12 protein-coding genes and 1 tRNA gene are annotated in these 15,081 nt (G+C 74.5%); 4 read left to right on the forward strand and 9 right to left on the reverse strand.

All coding sequences use genetic code 11. The annotated features are described in order from the left end of the window. Positions 1 to 192: 192 nt before the first annotated feature. The gene (locus tag WN71_RS37300) at positions 193 to 1,284 is read left to right on the forward strand and encodes an LLM class flavin-dependent oxidoreductase (RefSeq protein ID WP_046592594.1); all 1,092 of its coding nucleotides are present in this window, start codon (positions 193 to 195) and stop codon (positions 1,282 to 1,284) included. On the opposite strand, the gene WN71_RS37305 is transcribed toward WN71_RS37300, so the two are convergent. Next, positions 1,263 to 3,149: a putative bifunctional diguanylate cyclase/phosphodiesterase gene (locus WN71_RS37305; RefSeq protein ID WP_046592595.1), complete on the reverse strand. Its 1,887-nt coding sequence runs from the start codon at positions 3,147 to 3,149 to the stop codon at positions 1,263 to 1,265. The genes WN71_RS37300 and WN71_RS37305 overlap by 22 nt on opposite strands. Positions 3,150 to 3,492: 343 nt before the next feature. On the opposite strand from WN71_RS37305, the gene WN71_RS37310 reads away from it, so the two are divergent. After that, positions 3,493 to 4,752 carry a M6 family metalloprotease domain-containing protein gene (locus tag WN71_RS37310; protein WP_046592596.1) on the forward strand — a complete coding sequence of 420 codons (1,260 nt, stop codon included), beginning with the start codon at positions 3,493 to 3,495 and terminating at the stop codon, positions 4,750 to 4,752. 66 nt (positions 4,753 to 4,818) lie between these two features. Here the strand turns inward: WN71_RS37310 and WN71_RS37315 are convergent. The 7 genes from WN71_RS37315 to WN71_RS37345 form a co-directional block, all read right to left on the reverse strand. Next, positions 4,819 to 4,892 (reverse strand) — tRNA-Lys (locus WN71_RS37315). Beyond that, positions 4,883 to 5,575 (reverse strand): bifunctional DNA primase/polymerase, encoded by a 693-nt coding sequence (locus WN71_RS37320; RefSeq protein WP_240529899.1) that lies wholly within the window; start codon positions 5,573 to 5,575, stop codon positions 4,883 to 4,885. Before WN71_RS37320 ends, WN71_RS37315 begins: the two co-directional genes overlap by 10 nt. Positions 5,576 to 5,757: 182 nt before the next feature. Next, the gene (locus WN71_RS37325; protein ID WP_046592598.1) at positions 5,758 to 6,126 is read right to left on the reverse strand and encodes a hypothetical protein; all 369 of its coding nucleotides are present in this window, start codon (positions 6,124 to 6,126) and stop codon (positions 5,758 to 5,760) included. A gap of 496 nt (positions 6,127 to 6,622) precedes the next feature. After that, positions 6,623 to 7,996, reverse strand: coding sequence for an AAA domain-containing protein (locus tag WN71_RS37330; protein WP_046592613.1), 1,374 nt, complete (start codon positions 7,994 to 7,996; stop codon positions 6,623 to 6,625). A 29-nt stretch (positions 7,997 to 8,025) separates the two neighbouring features. Continuing rightward, positions 8,026 to 9,630, reverse strand: coding sequence for a hypothetical protein (locus WN71_RS37335; RefSeq protein ID WP_046592599.1), 1,605 nt, complete (start codon positions 9,628 to 9,630; stop codon positions 8,026 to 8,028). Next, positions 9,621 to 10,946, reverse strand: coding sequence for a hypothetical protein (locus tag WN71_RS37340; protein WP_420856562.1), 1,326 nt, complete (start codon positions 10,944 to 10,946; stop codon positions 9,621 to 9,623). The genes WN71_RS37335 and WN71_RS37340 overlap by 10 nt, the downstream gene beginning before the upstream one ends. Then, positions 10,843 to 11,778 carry a phosphatase PAP2 family protein gene (locus tag WN71_RS37345; RefSeq protein WP_046592600.1) on the reverse strand — a complete coding sequence of 312 codons (936 nt, stop codon included), beginning with the start codon at positions 11,776 to 11,778 and terminating at the stop codon, positions 10,843 to 10,845. The genes WN71_RS37340 and WN71_RS37345 overlap by 104 nt, the downstream gene beginning before the upstream one ends. Positions 11,779 to 11,975: 197 nt before the next feature. Here WN71_RS37345 and WN71_RS37350 point away from each other — a divergent pair, with 197 nt between their 5' ends. Beyond that, complete coding sequence (locus WN71_RS37350; protein ID WP_046592601.1) at positions 11,976 to 12,572, forward strand: histidine phosphatase family protein; 597 nt, start codon at positions 11,976 to 11,978, stop codon at positions 12,570 to 12,572. 194 nt (positions 12,573 to 12,766) lie between these two features. Here the strand turns inward: WN71_RS37350 and WN71_RS37355 are convergent, their stop codons facing one another. Further along, positions 12,767 to 14,212: an NsdA family TPR-like regulatory protein gene (locus WN71_RS37355; protein WP_046592602.1), complete on the reverse strand. Its 1,446-nt coding sequence runs from the start codon at positions 14,210 to 14,212 to the stop codon at positions 12,767 to 12,769. 270 nt (positions 14,213 to 14,482) lie between these two features. On the opposite strand from WN71_RS37355, the gene WN71_RS37360 reads away from it, so the two are divergent. Then, the gene (locus WN71_RS37360; RefSeq protein ID WP_420856563.1) at positions 14,483 to 14,914 is read left to right on the forward strand and encodes a hypothetical protein; all 432 of its coding nucleotides are present in this window, start codon (positions 14,483 to 14,485) and stop codon (positions 14,912 to 14,914) included. Positions 14,915 to 15,081: the final 167 nt, after the last annotated feature.

Below are 15,081 nucleotides of genomic sequence, written 5' to 3' on the forward strand. Positions count from 1 at the left end.
GGGGAAGGGGGCGTCCCGTGGCGGACCCGTGGCAGCTCGGCGCGAGGCCGGTGGCGGATCAGTGGCCCGCCCCCGCCCCGGGAAAAGCACGCCAACCCCCGGAGGGAATCCGCGAACCCCCGGAGGGAATAAGCGGGGAGTCTCTCCTGTTGCGGCAGGGGCAAGCGCCGGACGACCCAGGAGGCAGACCCCGTGACGGCTGAAGACGAGATTCGCGGACCGGCACGCGGAACCGCGCCCGTCGCGCTCTCCGTGCTCGACCTGGTCACCGTGGGGGCCGGCAGCACCGCGGGGGACGCGCTGCGGACCAGCGTCGCGCTGGCCCGGCTCGCCGAGGCACGCGGCTACCACCGGTACTGGGTGGCCGAGCACCACTCCATGCCCGGTGTCGCCTCCTCCTCGCCCGCCGTGATCCTCGCCCACCTCGCCGCCCACACCGACCGCATCCGGCTCGGCTCGGGCGGCGTGATGCTGCCCAACCACGCCCCCCTGGTCATCGCGGAGCAGTTCGGCACGCTGGAGGCCATGGCGCCCGGCCGGATCGACCTCGGCCTCGGGCGCGCCCCGGGCACCGACGGCGCGACCGCCGCCGCCCTGCGCCGCAGCGCCACCCTGCACGAGGGCGCCGACGACTTCCCCGAGCAGCTCGCCGAGCTCGTCCGCTTCCTCGACGACGACTTCCCCGACGGGCATCCGTACGGCAGGATCCACGCCGTCCCCGGCCCCGTGCAGGCGACCTCGCCCGGCGGCGTGCAGTCCCCGCACCGGCCGCCGGTGTGGCTGCTCGGCTCCTCCGGGTTCAGCGCCCAGCTCGCCGGGCTGCTCGGGCTGCCGTTCGCCTTCGCCCATCACTTCTCCGCCCGCAACACCATCCCCGCGCTCGATCTCTACCGGGAGAACTTCCGTCCCTCCGCGGTCCTCGACGCGCCGTACGCCCTCATCGGCGTCTCGGCGCTCGCGACCGACGACGAGAAGGAGGCGGGCCGGCAGGTCAGGGCGGCCGGGCTGAACATGGTCCGGCTGCGCACCGGGCGCCCCGGCCTCTTCCCGTCGCCACAGGACGCCGAGTCGTACCAATTCAACGAGATGGAGCGGGACTTCGTCGGCTCCTGGACGGCGAACATCGTCCACGGCGGCGCCGAGGAGGTCCGCGCCGGACTCGACGAGCTCCAGAAGCGCACCGGCGCCGACGAGTTGATGCTCACCTCGCACGCCCACCGCGGGGAGCTGCGGCTGCGCTCCTACGAACTGATCGCCGACGCCTACGGGTTGCCAACCGCGTAGGAACCGGCGCCGAGCAGCTCGGAGATGCGGTCCGGGGACACCGGCCGGGAGTACAGCCAGCCCTGGCCGGTGTCGCAGCCGATGGAGCGCAGCCGGGTCGCCTGCGAGGAGGTCTCCACGCACTCCGCGGTGACCGTCAGCCCGAGCCGGTGGGCCAGCTGGATCATCGCCTCGACGACGACCTCGTCGGCCGGGTTGGGCGCGGTGGCCCCGCCGCCCTGGTCCTCGTACTGGAAGCCGCGCACGAAGGAGCCGTCCAGCTTGAGGACGGAGACCGGCAGCCGGCTGAGGTAGGCGAGGTTCGAGTAGCCTGTGCCGAAGTCGTCGATGGCGATGCGCACGCCCATCTCGCTGAGCGCCTGCAGGGCCCGCAGCGGACGGCCCGCCGAACCCATGACCGCCGACTCGGTCAGCTCGATCTGGAGCAGATGGGGGGCGAGTCCGGTCTCCGCGAGGGCCCGCGCCACGTCCGACACCAGGTCGGAGTCCCACACCTGGCGGACCGCCACGTTGACGCTGACGAAGATCGGCGGCTCGGCCGGCCGCTCCAGCTGCCAGCGGCGGGCCTGGCGGCACGCGGTGAGCAGGATCCAGCGGCCGAGCGGCACGATCGAACCGTCCTCCTCGGCCAGCGCGATGAACCGATTCGGCGTCAGCATCCCGAACTGCGGGTGGTTCCAGCGCACCAGCGCCTCCACGCCGTGCAGCCGGTCGTCGTCCATGCCGACCAGCGGCTGGTACTCCAGCACGAACTCGCCGCCGGCGATCGCGGGCCGCAGGGTCGAGGCGAGCGCCTGACGGGTCATCCGGTGCGCGTTGCGCTCGGGGTCGAACAGTGTCCAGCGGGCCTTGCCGTCGGCCTTCGCCCAGTACAGCGTGGTGTCCGCGGCCTGCATCAGGCCGGTCGCGGTGGTGCCCGCCGCGTGCCGCTCGACGACCCCGATGGACGCCGACAGCGACAGGCGCCGGCCCGCGATGCCGAACGGCTCCTGAAGGGCCGTCAGCACCAACTCGGCCAGGCCCGCGAGTTGTTCGGTGCCGGTGGAGTCCTCCACGAGCAGCGCGAACTCGTCGCCGCCGAGCCGTGCCACCAGCGGGGTGCCGGCCCGGGTGAACCCGGACTCGTCGGCGCACCGGGTGAGCCGCTCGGCCACGGCGGCGAGCAGCCGGTCGCCGACCCGGTGGCCGAGGGTGTCGTTGATCGCCTTGAACCCGTCGAGGTCGAGGTAGCAGAGCCCGATCCGGCCGGTCCCGCTCAGCTCGTACGCCTCCGGCTCCAGCGCGGCCGTCAGCCGTTCGAAGAACAGCGCCCGGTTGGGCAGCCGGGTCACCGGGTCGTGCATCTGAAGGTGCCGCAGCCGCGCCTGGAGATCGCGGCGGGAGCTGATGTCGGTGAGGGAGAGCAGGACGCCGTCCGCGCCGCCGGGCAGCGGGGCGACGGTGATCTGGACCCAGAGCGCATGGCCGTCGGGGTGCTTCAGGCGCCGGGTGCAGCGCAGCCGGTTCCGGCCGTCGCGGAGCACCTCGCGGTACGCGTGCCAGGTGCGGGCGTCGGAGCCGAGGTCCACCAGTTCGGCCGCGGCCCGCCCGGCGAGCGGGGCGGGGTCGCTCCCGACGAGTGCGCCGAAGGCGGCGTTGGCGCCGACGACCAGTCCCTCGCGGTCGACCACGGCCATCGCGAGGGGGGCCGAGTCGAAGGCCGAACGGTAGGGCGCGGAGGGGTCCTTCGCCGGGGCGCCCGCGGCGCCGACGTCCCGGCCGGACCCCGTACCGGCCGGGGTCTCGATGTGACCGTACGTGACGTGTGTGAGGGCCGGCCGGGCGAGGTCTGTCGCGGGCGCCGGCCCTTCGGAGGTTCCGCTCACCGCTCGCTCCCGCAGTGCACTCGTTCCGTCCGTGCAGGAAAGTGTGCCGATCATAGAGGTTGGCCTCAGGCCCTTCCAGCCACTTCCCGGTGTCCCGGATCGACCCCAGACTGCGCCAGATCGTTTCTGCCCGCAGGTGGACGGCTTCTTGGGGTCATCGATCGCATGTGACGTTCCGTGAGTGTTTCGGGGGTGTCGCGGACGTTTCCCGGGCGTGGCGTGGTGCGGCGAGACCCGTGCGCCGCCGCCCTGCTCACCCTTCCGGTGCAGACAAACAGGGCATACAACACGAAATTCACACAGGCTGGATGCGGTGTCCCGCGAACCGTGTCCGGAGGTGCCTGTGTCGCGTCAGTTCCCCCTCAAGGGGCTCGCCGCCGTGTTCACCACCATGACGGCGCTGATCGCGACCTCGCTCATCACCGGTCCGTCGGTCGCCGAGCCCTTCTCGACGTCGCCGTGCGCCCTTCAGCGCACCGAGGCGCACCACTCGGAGGGCCTGGACACCTGGAACACCTCCTACGCGCGCCCCACCAAGCCACTCGACGCGGTGATGGTGTTCCTGTCGTTCCCCGACTCCACCCCGATGACCACCCCGGCCGAGCTGACGGCGGACCACTTCCCGGCCACCTCCCGCTTCTACGAACGCGCCTCCTACGGCCGCTTCACGGTGCGCCCGCATCCGCTGGACCACTGGATCCGGATGCCCAAGCCGTCGACGTCGTACGCGATACAACGGGACTGGGCGGCGAGCGACCGCACCGCCTATCTGCACGACGCGCTAGCCGTCGCCGATCCGCAGGTGGACTTCTCCCGCTACGCCATCGTGTACCTGGTCGCCGACCCGGACGCGCCCGGCGTGGACTCGGACGCGACGAAGGTCGTCAACCTGGACACCCCGCTGCGGGCGGACGGCACCGACATCCGGCGTGTGGTCACCGTCTTCGAGAAGCATCCGCCGGACCGGCTGGTGCTGGCCCACGAGACCGGCCACGTCTTCGACCTGCCCGATCTCTACCACCGGCCGGTGGACGGCAAGGGCGACTGGGACACGTACGTCGGCGACTGGGACCTGATGGGCAGCCAGTTCGGACTGGCCCCCGACCTCTTCGCCTGGCACAAGTGGAAGCTCGGCTGGCTCCGCCCGCAGCAGGTCGTCTGCGTGCGCGGGGTGGCGCCCACCCGGCTCACCCTGGAGCCGCTGTCCGCGGGGCCCGGGGTGACCGTCGGGCACGCCGCCGGGCCACCCGCCTTCGGTGCGGGCACCGGCGTGAAGCTGGCCGTCGTGCGCACCGGCGCGGACAGCGTGCTCGCCTTCGAGGTGCGGGTCGCGGCCGGCAACGACACGTCGACCTGCCGGGAGGGCGTGCTGGTGTACCGGGTGCGCAGCGGCGCGGCCTCGGGCGACGGGCCGATCCAGGTGATCGACGCCCATCCGCGCACGGAGGCCTGCTGGGAGAACTCGGTCTATCCGGCGCTCGCGGACGCGCCGGTGGGCCTGGGCGAGAGCTTCACGGTGCCGGGTGACGGCGTACGCGTGAAGGTGGACGGGCGTACGGCCTCGGGTTCGTGGACGGTGACCATCACGCCCGCGCCGGTGTGAGGCGAAGGCACCGGGAACAACGACGGCGGGGAGCTCGCGTTGCCGCGAACTCCCCGCCGTTGTCTGTGCGCCGCCAGGGACTCGAACCCCGGACCCGCTGATTAAGAGTCAGCTGCTCTAACCAACTGAGCTAGCGGCGCCTGCTGACGTCGTAGACCTTAGCATCCTGATCGGCGGGAGGAAAAATCGATATCCGCACCGACGCGCGGGCCGCCCGCACCGCGGCCCAGAGCAGGATCTCGGGGCCCGGCAGCCAGGGGTGACGGGTGTCCGGCGCGACCAGCCAGCGGGCGTCCGGCCTGGTGGGCGCGGGGGGACCGACGGGGGCGGGGACCGTGACCGCGTCGCCGGTGCCGTGGCACAGCGGTGGCGGCACGGCCCTGCCCCACTCCTCCCAGGACAGCAGCGACGGCAGCCGCTGGGCCGTGCCGGGGGCGGCGAACAGCAGCATGCGGCCGCGGAAGACGGCGACCGGGCCGGAGCCGGGGCCCTCCTCCCACAGTCGGTCGAGCATCCGGCGTCCGAAGATCGCGGGCACGTTCACCACGTCGAACACGGAGCCGCAGGGCAGGACGACGGGCGCGTCCGGCCGCTCCTCCCACAGGGCCAGGGTGCTGCGGGGGTAGGGGCCCGCCGAGGCGAGCCAGGCGGCGCCGTCGGTGGTGACGCCGCACACGTCGAACAGCGCGTACGGCGAGGTGTGCGCGCCGTGCGCGCCACGAGTGCTCTGAGCGCTACGACTGCTGTGCGCGCTGCGAGTGCTGTGCGCGCCGTGCGCGATCGCCGGGTTCGGCCGGTGGGGCCCGTGCGGTGAACTGCTCATGGCGCATACATCTACCGCGCGTGAGCGGGCCGTTCCTGTGGGTTGCCGGAAATCGGGACAGGAGGGGGTGGAGGGGAGTATCTTGCCCGCCTGGCATATGCCACGGGGGCTGCGCGGGGGAACGGGCCGACCGGGCACGGAGCGGCGCGAGGGCGGTGGGGATCGGCCCCGGTCCGGTGGGATCAGAGCGGGTCGGCCGTTCCGGTGTCGTCCTCGGTGCCGCGCATCAGGTCCTCGCCGAACTCGACCATCTTCTTCGCGTAGTCCTCGGTCCAGTCCGCGTGCTCGGCGATGTCGGCGGGGGTCAGCCGGTCGAAGCGGCGCGCGTCGGCGAGCTGGGCGGCCGCCACCGCCTGGTACTCCATCGCGCGGTCGGCCGCGGCCCGGAACGCCTGCGTCAGCTCCGTGGCGCGGGCCAGCAGCGCCCGTGGGTCGTCGATCGACTCCAGGTCGAAGAAGTGCTCCGGGTCCGCCGCGGCCTCCGCGGGCTCGAAGAGCAAGGGCGCGGGGCGTAGCCGCGGTTCGTTGCGACGCGGCGTGGGCTCCGCCATGTCAGGTCCTCCTCTGCGTCGGCCGGCCACAGCCGTCGGAACGGGCCACCGTCCATTGTCTCGCGGGCGCGCAAGCGGGCCGCAGCGGTCCTGCGGTCCGGGATTCGCCCCCAAGGCACTCTCAAGCCGTACGGGCGCCGCGTTGTTCCCGCCGGGCGCTGGGCGCTTGGCCTCCACGGGGCCCCACCGGCCGCCACCGGTCCCCCCACCGGTCCCCCCACCGGCCTGGGGCCGGGCGCCGGGCGTGTTTCTGTCGGTGCGGGTGCGGGTGCGGGTGCGGGTGCGGGTGCGTCGTGGCTGGTCGCGCAGTTCCCCGCGCCCCTGGGGGGCTGGGGTGGGGGGGAGCTGGGCGCTTGGCCTCCACGGGGCTCCACCGGCCGGGGCCGGGCGTGTTTCTGTCGGTGCGGGTGTGTCGTGGCTGGTCGCGCAGTTCCCCGCGCCCCTGAGGGGGCTGGGGTGCGGGGAGCCACAGGCCGCGCCGGCCGGCCACGGTGCGTCACGGTTGCCAGGGCACGCGGTGTTCCGCCAAGTGGGCGAGGACCGCGTGGTTCGCCTCCCAGCCGTCGGGGAACTTCACCGTGACGCCCAGCTGGACCGGCTCGGTCGACGGGTGGTCGTCCAGGAGGTCGCTCACGCCCGCCCGGCAGATCACGATGCACGCGTGCCGGTGCCGGGAGGCGAGCACGCACAGGCGGCCCGTCTCCAGGTGGAACGCGGTCGCGTCGGGGCGGCCGGAGAGCGGGTGCAGGACCACCGTCACGTCGTACTCGCGGCCCTGGAGACGGTTGGCCGTGTCGACCACGACCTCCGTGACGCCGAGCGCGGCCAGCGCCGCCCGTACCGCCGCCGCCTGGTCCCGGTGGGCCGTGCCGACCGCGATCCGGTCCGCGGTCAGCGGCGCCGCCTCCGGCGCCCGCTCGGACGTCGTCGCGCCCCCGCGGTCCAGCAGCCGCCGTACGACCGCCGCCACCGCCCGCACCGCCTCGGGGTCGGTGCGCGGGGTGTGCCGCGCGGGCAGTTCGAGCAGGCCCCAGCCGGACGCGGCGGCCTCGTCGATCACCCGGTCGGGGCCCGAGCCGTCCGAGGGCACGGCGAAGGCGAGCGAGCGGTCGCCGTGACCGGTGCCGCTGCGGAACGGGGTGAAGGGGTAGAACGCGTGCGAGACCAGCGGCGCCGCCGTGGCCGGCAGCCGCCACGACACCGGCAGGCGATGCTGCGGCAGGTCGGGGTTGTGCGCCAGCAGCGTGGACACCGCCGACGCCGAGGGGTCGTACGACAGCCCCGCCCACTGCTCGCTGCCCACGATCGCGAACGGGTCCAGCTGCCCGGGGTCGCCCACGAACAGCGCCCGCTCGAACAGCCCGGCCACCGCGAGCAGCGCGTCCGAGCGCATCTGGTACGCCTCGTCGACGATCGCGTGCCGCCACGGCTCGTCCACCGAGACGTGTGCCCACTTCGCCGCCGTGGAGATCACCACCGGCAGCCCCGCGAGGTCCGCCGCCTTCGCCGACTTGCGCACCTGGGGCAGGTCGTCGAGCGCCTTGTCGTACGGATCGGCGTCGCTGCTGTGCAGGCGGCCCACCGGCAGCCCGGGCTCCTTCTCGGCGAGCCGCTGGACCAGGTCGTCGACCTGCGCGTTGGTCTGCGCGACCACCATCAGTGGGCGGCCCGCCGCGGCGAGTTCGAGGGCGGCGCGCACCACCAGGGTCGACTTGCCCGCGCCGGGCGGCGAGTCGACGACGACCCCGCGGGCCGTGCCGTGCAGGGTGTCGCGCAGGATCGCGTCGGTGGCCCGGCCGGCCGCCGCGCCGGGATCGAAGGCGTCCGCGGCGCCGTGCGCGGCGCCGGGCGCCTCGCCGTGCGGGGACAGCCCGTCCGCGTCCTCCGCCGTACCCACCGTCACAGCACGTCCTCCTCGGTCACCGGGTCCGCCGTCTCCGCGACGGCCGCCTCCTCGCCCGGCGGGCCGCCGTGCGTCCACGGGGTGTGCTCGGGGTCCGGCAGCTTCGCGCCGCCGCGCTGGTCGTGCTCGAACAGCGTGAAACAGAGCCGGTCGCCCCGCTCCGGCACGGAACCGGCCTCGGGCTCCTTGCCCCGGCCCATCTTGTCGACGATCCGCAGCACCAGGACGGCGTCGTCCCCGGCGTCCTGCGTGCCGACGAACTCGGCCGTCTGCGGCCGGCCGTCCAGCGAGCGGTACACCTTCGCGCGCTCGCCCAGATGCGGCCGGTCCGCCGTGCGCACCGTGATCAGCGGGCGCGGGCTCGGCCGCTTGCTCTCGCTGTACGCCATCACCACGTCCACCACCTCCCCGGCGAACGCCTCCCCGGCCAGCCGCCGCCCCGCCATCACCAGCGGGTCGTCGAGCGCCTCCTGCGCGTCCAGGCGGGCCTGTTCGCGCTCGCGCGAGGCCAGCTTGTTCGCCGCGGTGACCGCGTCGTCGCGGCGCGGCTGCGGCGGCTCGCCCGCCGCGACCCGGTCCCGGTGCGCGGTGAACGACCAGCGGTCCCGCGTCCAGCGGTCCGCGACATGCGCGCCCTCGGGCAGCTCCCGCAGCAGGTCGAGGCCCCGCCAGACCGCCTGCCAGGTGGGCAGCGTGCGGCTCTCGACGAGGTCGCGGACCGCCTTCTCGGCGTTGGTCAGATCGCCGAGCCGGTCGTCCGCCTCCAGACCGTCCTCGGCGGCGGCGAGGGCGGTGCGGGCGCGGTCGTAGCGCTCGATGGCCGGGGCGAGCAGCCGGTTGTCGAAGGCCGGGTCGGTCGCCGGTCCGGCGGGCGGGCAGAGCAACTGGTCGTCGGCGCCTCGCGCGAGCTCGGCCCGGAGCGCGGCCCGCGCCCCGGACAGCCCGTCGGGCGGGGCGATCCACGCGAGCAGCGCGCCCAGGTGCTGGTCCTCCAGCGAGGACTGCCCGGTGGTCCAGTGGAGCCCCAGCACGTCCGTCAGGGCCAGCAGCAGCGACGAGCCGGGCACCCGGGCCCGCTCCCCGAAGTGGGTCAGCCACCGCCCGAGCAACGGCACCCGGGGCGGCGCCGGATAGGGAGTCTCCGGGTCCTGCTCGGCCGTACGGCGAAACCGCATGGAGCGGCCGAGGAGCCGTACGAAATCGATGCCCGCACGGCTCGGCACGATCAACTGCGGGGCGTCCGCGCACAGTTCCGCCTCGACCTTGATCCGCTTGCCGGTCTCCGGGTCGGTCTCGGTGCGCTCGGCGGCCTCGACGTCCGCGGCGAAGCCGTCGATGTACGGCAGGACGACGTCGGCGAGTTCGGCGAGGAACGCGAAGCGCAGGTCGCGGTCGCGGGGCTGCGCCACGACGAGCAGCCGGGGCGCGTCGGGGTCGGTGCCGACCAGCGCGCCGAGCGGGGCGCCGGCCTCGCCCGCGGTGGTGAGCGGCACGAACACCAGGGGCCGGGCGGACAGCCGCCGGTGGCACACGGTGGCGGCGGGCTGGGCCTGCCCGGCGCGGACGGCCTCCATCCGGCCGAGGGTGGCGATCAGGGACACGCGGGCACCCCCTGGAGGGCCGCGGTGGTCTCCGTGGCGTGCGCACCCGCGGTGGTCTCCGTGGCGTGCGCGCCCGCGGGGGCCGGGATCCGCGGCAGGCCGGCCAGCGCCTCCGCCCGCAGGGCCGCCGCCCGGCGCAGCGCGGCGACGGCCGGGTCGTCGGGGTCCCCGCTCTCGCCGTGGGCCGCGGACAGGACGTCCTCGACGGTGGCGAGGCCGCCCAGGTCGGCGCGGACCGAGCGGCCCAGGGTGGCCACCGCGCCGTCCGCGCGGGAGCGGTCACGGCAGTGGAAGGCCAGCTCACAGGCGGCGAGGCAGTCGGGCGCGTAGGTCGCCGGGACCCGCTCGACCGCCTCCACCAGCTCCCCGGCCGGCCGGTCGGGGGCGAAGCAGGTGCCCTCGGGCAGCGCGTCGGCGATGTCCTCCAGGCGGGTGAGCCGGGTCAGCTGGCGGGCGGTGACCGCGCGCTGCTTGCGCACGTCGACCGCGGCGGCGGTGGGCAGGTTGGAGAAGTCCTTCGGGCACACCAGCAGCACGCGGTGGCGCACGGCGGGCACCCGGCCGTGGACCCCGCCGTCCTCGCCCTCTCCGCCCTCTCCATCGTCCTCGCCGTCCGTGGCGAGGGCGGCGGCGACCCGTTCGAGAGCCAGCACGTACACCGCGGCTTGGCGGGCGGCCGCGCCGACCTTGGCCGGGTCCGCGGAGCCGTCGAGCATCGGGAAGGACTTGATCTCGACGACCGTCCAGCTCCCGTCCGGGTGCACCACCACCGCGTCCGGCTCCAGGAAGGCGGGGGAGCCCGCGACGTCGAGCGCGAGCATCGGGTGGTCGAGCAGCGTCCAGCCGCCGTCCGCTACGGCCGCGCCGAGGGCGAGCCGGGTTCGCTTCGCGCGGCCCTTGGGTCCGTCGGCGGTCAGGTCCGGTACGTGCGCGCGGTGCGGGGGCTCGGCCCGCGGGTCGAGCCGCTCGTGCACCAGCCGCAGCAGTTCCGCGCCGCCGTCGGCCTTGACCTTCGCCTCGAAGGCGTTGCCCCGGGTGAAGGCGAACTGGGACTGGCCGAACGCGGACGGTGAGCCCAGCGCGCCCGCCAGCTTCGCCTTGTCGACTCCGGCGCCGTCGAGGATCGCGCGGCGCCGGCAGCCGGGGTTCGCGGCCAGGGCCGCCAGGGCGCGCGCGTCGAGTGCCTTCGCCGGTACGCCGGCGCCGCGCAGGTCAGCGAGCCGCCGCTGGAGCGCCGTCTCCCGCGTCCGTGGAAGAGGCGTCGGTGTCGGCCGGCCGGCCGGACCGGGACTCGCGCTGCCGTGGAAATCGCTCACCCGCCGAAGTCTGGCATCCGCCACTGACAATCGAGGAGCCTGCGCCGGAAGAGCGCCCTGTGGCGGCCGCGACGCGTGCCTTCAGCGCGTCCAGTACCCGCGTCACGTACGGCGCGAGCAGCAGGCCCGCGCCCATCACGGCGCAGCCCGCCACGGCGTCGAAGAAGTAGTGGTTGGCGGTGCCCATGACCACGATGGCGGTCAGGACCGGGTAGGCGACGCCGGCCGCCTTCGCGGCACGCGTTCCGCCGTACCGCCACAGCATCACGCCGCACCACAGCGCCCAGCCCACGTGCAGGCTCGGCATGGCCGCGTACTGGTTCGTCATGCCGCCGAGGCCCCGCGGGGCGCTGGCGTCGCCGCCCCACCATCCGTACGAGCTGTACTGCGCCATGGTGTCGACGAAGCCGTGGCCCGCCGAGAGCAGCCGGGGCGGGCAGGTGGGCAGCAGCGTGAAGCCGATCAGGCCGATGAAGGTCGACGTCATCAGCCAGGTGCGGGCGGCGCGGTAGACGGCCTTGCGGGAGCGGAACAGCCAGACCAGGATCACGGGGGTGATCAGGTAGTGCAGCGACGCGTACCAGAAGTCGGCCGGCACGCCGAGCCAGGCCTCGCGCGTGAACAGGCGGTTGAGCGGGTGCTCGGCGTTGAGGTGGAGCGCCTTCTCGATGCGCAGGATCGCCAGGCCGTGGTCGACGGCGCGGGAGACGTCGCCGCGCGCGAGCAGCCGGCCCGCCGAGTAGCAGGCGTAGACCAGCAGGATCAGCGGGAGCTCGGTCCACCACCGGGTTCGCGGGGCCACCCCGATGCCCGGTGACTCGGTCTGCGGCATCCGATCGCCCTCCCCCTTCGTTCTTGGTCATCGGTCGCGTGCGCGCGGGCCGGTCGTCCACCTTAAGCCGTGGGCCGGCGACCTTGTGCGGCACTCCAGCCCAGAGAGACGCTGAGATCGGCCACCGGGTTGCCCGTCGCCGCGGTGAGCGAGAATGGAGAGGTCCCGCCTCCGCTTCCCCGGAAAGGCTCCTCTTCATGGCACCGCGCATCCTGCTGGCCCGGCATGGACAGACGGCATGGTCGCTGTCCGGCAAGCACACCGGCAGGACCGATGTGCCGCTCCTGGAGGAGGGGCGCGGCGGGGCCAAGCTGCTGGGGGAGCGGCTGCACCGGGGCCCGTTCGACTCTCTGCCCGATGTCGAGGTGCGCACGAGCCCGCTGTCCCGCGCGCGCGAGACGTGCTCCCTCGCGGGCTTCGGCGAGCGGGCGGAGGAGTGGGACACCCTCATGGAGTGGGACTACGGCTCCTACGAGGGGATGACCCCCGAGGAGATCCAGGCGATCCGCCCCGGCTGGCTGATCTGGCGCGACGGCGTCCCCGGCGGCGAGTCCCTCGACGCGGTGACCGCGCGCGCGGACGAGGTGGTGTCCTGGGCCCGCTCGGCCGACCGCGACGTGCTGGTCTTCGCCCACGGCCACATCCTGCGCTCCATCGGCGCCCGCTGGCTGGGCCTCCCGCTGGACTTCGCGGCCCGTATCCGGCTCAACCCGACGTCCCTGTCGATCCTCGGCTGGGCGTACGGCGAACCGGCCCTGGAGAGCTGGAACGACACCGGGCATCTGGCGGTCTGAGCCCGGGGTCCGGGTCGGGCTCCGGGCCGACCCGGACCCCGGGCGGGCCGTGTGCCGGGGGCACTCGCCCCGATCCCGGCCCGGCCGGCGGGCGGTGTGCCGGATCGGTCCGTCCCGATCCCCGTCCGGCGGGCGGCCCGTGTGCCGGGTGCGCCCGCCTCGATCCGGGGCCGCTTCGAACGCGGTCGGTCGCGTCACACCGTCCGTGGCGTGTTCGCGTGGCGTTCCAGGAAGTCGGAGACGCCCGAGGCGCGGCGGTGGGGGAGGAGCACCCGGGCCGTGCCGGCCAGCATCGTCTGGATGCGGGACGACTGGACCTGGTCGAGGAGGTCGAGCACGCGCATCCCCTCCGTCGCGGCCTCGTCGGGATGGCCGCCGCGGGCCAGGTCGTCGGCGAGTTCCGCGGTGTAGAGGGCGATGTTGCGGGTGAAGTGCGGGTCCTGGAGGTGCGTGGCCCGGCGGGCGTGCCGGGCCGCCCGCCGCCAGTCGCCCAGCGTCGACCAGCACTGCGCCTCCAGGCCCTCCAGCTCGGCCTCGCCGTAGAAGGACATCCACTCGGGGTCGGCCGGGGAGGTGCCGCGGTCGAAGAGCGCCTGGGCGCGGGCGAGGGCCCGCTCGCAGCCGGTGCGGTCGGCCATCCCGGCCCAGCCGCCCGCCTCGCGCAGCGCGAGCAGCGACATCAGCCGGTTCGAGCCCAGCGGGCGCGCGATGCGCTGTGCGGCCTGCGCGGCCCGCACCGCCTCCCGGGGCCGGCCCGCGTCGCGGGCCAGGAACGCCGTGTTGCAGAACGCGTGCGCCTCCAGCCCCGCGTCCCCGGTCATCCGGGCGGTGGCGAGGGCCTCCGCGTAGTGCGAGCGGGCGTCGTCGAAGCGGCCGGAGTCGTGCGCCAGCCAGCCCACCGAGATCGCCAGCTCGCCGGCGCCCGAGTGCAGCCGGTCGGTGGTCGTCTGCCGGACCGCGCCCGCGTCCAGCAGCGCGTAGGCGGCGCGCAGCGGGGCCGCCGCGCGCCGGTAGAGGCCGTCGGCCCCGTGCCGGTCGTCGAGCAGCCGGATCCGCCGTACGGCCTCCTCCAGGGCGCCCGCCTCGCTCGCTCCGGGACGCCGTACGGGCCGGTCCGCCGCCGCGGAGTCCGCGGCGAGGGCGAGCGGTCCGAGCGCGGCGGCGGCCACCGTGGCGCTCCCGCCGGTCATGAATGCGCGACGCAGCACGTCGCTCTCCTCGTGGTTCTCGTGCGTGTCGTACGGGTCCTGCGTGTCATACGGCTCGTGCGCCCCATGCGTCTCACCGGTCACAGGCGACGCGGGACGGGGGATGAGCCCTCGGGCGTCCTCCTCCGCCGGGCGCGCCCCGCGTCCGCGCACGGACGAGCGTGGCGAGAAGCCCAGGTCGGTGAGGGTGCGGCCGGGGAACATATGCAGAAACACCCGTTCGTAGGCGTAGTTGGGACAGCGGATCTCGCCCGCTTCGACCCGGCCGATGTAGCGCGCGTCACAGCTGACCCGCTCGCCGATCTCCCGCGCGGCGCGCCGCACCAGGGCGGCGAACTCCGCGGGTGAATGCCGTCCGCGCAACTGCCGGAAGGCGGGATTGGGCCGGGCTGGCCGGTCGTGCTGTGACGCGGTCTCCCTTGACGACGCCATGGCCGGGTCCTCTCGTGCGAACCGTCGAACCATGCCGGTTTCGGGGTGCGTTGTCCTTGTCATCCCGTGTTTCCGGCGGGCAAGAACGTACCTGCTGTGCACGACCCGCCACGCTGGGTTTGGCTACAAACCGGATATCTCATCCACGATCTGCCATGAACTGCCATCCTTTGCGGCTGAATTACGCCGTAGCTGTTGACGTTCTGACGCGTTGGAACCCGTGAACCGGGAGCCGCCCGACTCCCGACCCACTCGTCCGAGGAGGGTTCCGTGGTGGAGGCCGGGATGCACAGCAGCGACGACTTCTCCGCTTCGCCGGACGCGCCGCCGTCCGCGTGCGATCTGGTGACGGTGCCCGCGCGGCAGGGGCTGGAGGCCGTGGACATCCTGCGGCGCGGCCACGCCGAGGCGGTGGGGCCGGTGCTGCACGACGGCGGCGAGACGCTCGGCTTCGTGGTCCCGGCGGGTACGGCCGCGGCGTGGGACCTGCCCGGCAGCACGTGTCTGGAGACGGACGGCCGGGGTCTGAGCCTTGCCGCGCAGGCCCTGGAGGAGGGCGCCGTCCCGCCGCCCGACCCGGCCGAGGGGCCGGACTGGCTGCTGCCGCCCGGCGAGTCCGATCTCGCCACCGACCCGGCGGTGCTGCGGCGGGCGCTCGGCGAGGCGGCCCGCCTGATCGAGGCGGCGGACAGCCGCCGCTGACCCTGCGGGCGGCTCGGCAATCTCGTCAACCCGCGGGCCGGTGGGGCTCCTTCGCGCAGTTCCCCGCGCCCCTTTCGGGGCACGGCTGCGGGGAGCCCCTCAAAGGGGCGCGGGGAACTGCGCGAAGGAGCCCCCACCGGGCCGCAGGTGTCCAGACAGGCGAGCCC

Source organism: Streptomyces mangrovisoli, assembly GCF_000974985.2.
GTDB classification, from domain to species: Bacteria; Actinomycetota; Actinomycetes; order Streptomycetales; family Streptomycetaceae; genus Streptomyces; species Streptomyces mangrovisoli.